The sequence below is a fragment of the Blautia glucerasea genome (genome assembly GCF_013304385.1).
GTDB classification, from domain to species: domain Bacteria; phylum Bacillota; class Clostridia; order Lachnospirales; family Lachnospiraceae; genus Blautia_A; species Blautia_A ammoniilytica.
Map to the genome: position 1 here is coordinate 1 of NZ_JAAITU010000097.1, position 2,498 is coordinate 2,498.

Genomic DNA, 2,498 nt, shown 5'->3' on the forward strand with positions numbered 1-2,498 from the left:
GGTTGCCGCCGATCAGAGCCGCAATGTACGCTTTCTGCATATTGCAGACTGCCAGGTAATGCTGGACCTGCATCATGTACTCTGTCGGAATCTTTCCATTCTTCCATTCATCCTCCCGATACTGACTGACAGTCTTGGCTTCAAAAATACATTTTTCACCACGCTCGTCTGTAACAATCCCGTCCACATCCGCGAACATAAACGGAAACCGGGGATGGAACATCATAAAATGTTTCTGCCGTACCTTCAGACCTGTACGGTTCATAAATTCCTTACGGATAATCCCCTCCATCACATTGCCCCAGTATGTATACTCACTGGCATTCTCCTGCACCGGTGTTTTGCCAGTCTTGTCTTCCCACAGCTGCTGGATGGAACGCCAGGGATTTTTCCCCATCACCACGGAAGCATCAGAACCTCCGATACCATTTCGACGGAGTTCCAGCCACTCTTCCCTTGTTAAATCTTTTGTCGGAATCATAATATTCTTCATTCTGCATTCTCCCCTGTAAAAATATCCATTACTTTCATAAACTGATTTACAGCTACCAAAACATCAACTACCAGTATGCAGATCCCTGCTATGATCTCAAAAATCTTCATCCTTACTTTCTACAGGCTTTTCAGCCATTCCTCCGTTCTTAAATTCCGGTTATTACAGCCCTTATAAATGAAACAAGCTGATCGTGGAATACCAGCACTTCCAGGATCAGCACGCATAAAATAATGATAATATCTACCAAACCAAATTTTTCCATCTGCTCCCCCTTATGCTGCCAGCACCATCTGATAAGCCCTGTCGATCAGCGGATTTCCGTCTGCGGTTCTGGCAAAGATATTCTCTTTGTAATTTGCAGTCTTTCTTCTTGGGGTGGAATGGGTTGCAAAATCCGATACTGCATTGACAAAACGGTAGCCATTATTGCCTACATCTTTCAGATCGGGTGCGTCAAAGTAACGTATTCGCATATCTTCCCTCAGTCTTTCAATGCCACGTTTCTGCTGTGGGGTGAAATTTTCTTCTACCGGAAGCAGAATCTCAATATAATCCATGACCTGTTTTTCAGACAGCTGAATTTTCCTTAAATTTTCAAACTCTTTTCCAAGAGCAGACATATACTCGTCCGCCAGGAACAGGGTATTCTTCGCTTCCTCGATCTTTCCGCTGATATCCCCTGTGTGGATCATAGACCAGCTCCGCTTTGCTGTGCGCAGAGCCAAATTCAGGGTATTATTGCATACTACACGGATAGGGGTAAGCGCAGTCTTCACCGCACCAGAACCGTCATGTGTATTGGAAAATACCATGTAAGGGCTGATACGCTCGCCAGCAATAATGTATTCCCTTGGAAGCCTTGCAAGCAGCCACACCCTTCTTCCCTCCTGCAGGGAGCCTGCTGTTTCGTAGCGCACTCCCTCTCCCAGCAGAGCATCTGTAAATGCAAAAGCTTCCTCATTCTGGATAACCTTGTAGCGGTCTGTGACCACGCCTAATATCTTTCTGTCAGAATCCCTTACATTTGCCTTATAGCCCTGGATCAGTTCGTCATTCTCAGTATAAACAGGCTCCTGGAGGACTTTCCAGTTCAGCCCGGCAATCCGCAGTGCTTCCCTTGATTCCGGTGCTTCTGCCACCAGGGTTCCCAGTCCGTGCCATGGTTTTTCTCTTGTATAAAACATTGTTTCAACTTCTGCAGCCATAATTTCATTCTCCTTTTTCCATTGATTTTTATTCGTTCTTTTTATCAAACATCCTGTTCATGGTTTCGTTAAGCTTTTCCTCGTCCTGTTCTTTTATGCTGTAAACTTCTCCCTGGCTGCTGATAATAATATGGTCCAGCAACGGAATCCCCAGCATGACACCGCAGGCTTCCAGCCTTGCAGTCAGGTCTATATCTTCCTTACTCGCTTTTGCCCTTCCTCCCGGGTGGTTATGAAAACAGAAGATACCGTATGCATTCGCCAGGATTGCTGACTTAAATATATCTGCCGGTTCTGCATAGCACACATTTTTACTGCCTTTTGCAACCAGTTCCATTAATACAGGCTCCAGTTCCCCATTCACAGCGCACACATAGAGCAGTTCCTTATCCTGCTTGCCGAAAAAAGAGGCTGCAAAACCTGCAGCCTCCTCCGTTGTTGTAATACCTGTGTTTCCATCTTTCCCTTCGTATAATACGGAGCCTTCCCTTACCAGCTCCGTATGTACACACATGACTCTTTTCTTCATGCCGCCTCCGTTTCTTCCTGCTCCAGGAGCAGCCCAATTTCCTTGATCCCAGTATCCATGCTGTTTTCCAGTTCCAGCTGGAAGGAATCTCCTTTTCCCATCCACCTAGCATAAAAGAACTGGATCACATTTGGCAGGACCAGAAGACAGCGCAGGACCTCTGATTTCATCTCACCGCTCTTTTCCAGCAAAGTCTCTGCAATATTCTCCCGACAGTTGATCTGATACGCCCTCTGGTAAATCCTCTCTGGGGCTAACTGTAATACTC

The 2,498-nt window shown here is 46.0% G+C and carries 4 protein-coding genes; all 4 read right to left on the minus strand.

Annotated features, from left to right (window positions below; all coding sequences use genetic code 11):
• On the minus strand, positions 1-493 hold a 493-nt coding region (locus tag G5B11_RS18395), incomplete at its 3' end, for a YqaJ viral recombinase family nuclease (protein ID WP_173729296.1).
• A gap of 275 nt (positions 494-768) precedes the next feature.
• Positions 769-1,701: a DUF932 domain-containing protein gene (locus G5B11_RS18400; protein ID WP_173729297.1), complete on the minus strand. Its 933-nt coding sequence runs from the start codon at positions 1,699-1,701 to the stop codon at positions 769-771.
• Positions 1,702-1,729: 28 nt separating this feature from the next.
• The gene (locus tag G5B11_RS18405; protein ID WP_173729298.1) at positions 1,730-2,230 is read right to left on the minus strand and encodes a JAB domain-containing protein; all 501 of its coding nucleotides are present in this window, start codon (positions 2,228-2,230) and stop codon (positions 1,730-1,732) included.
• Positions 2,227-2,498, minus strand: a 272-nt coding sequence (locus G5B11_RS18410) for a DUF3848 domain-containing protein (RefSeq protein WP_173729299.1), incomplete at its 5' end; no start/stop codon positions are given. The genes G5B11_RS18410 and G5B11_RS18405, both read right to left, overlap by 4 nt.

Coding starts and splice junctions, on each gene's coding strand:
- G5B11_RS18400 (WP_173729297.1), bottom strand. CDS start 1,701: ATGGCTGCAGAAGTTGAAACAATGTTTTATACAAGAGAAAAACCATGG.
- G5B11_RS18405 (WP_173729298.1), bottom strand. CDS start 2,230: ATGAAGAAAAGAGTCATGTGTGTACATACGGAGCTGGTAAGGGAAGGC.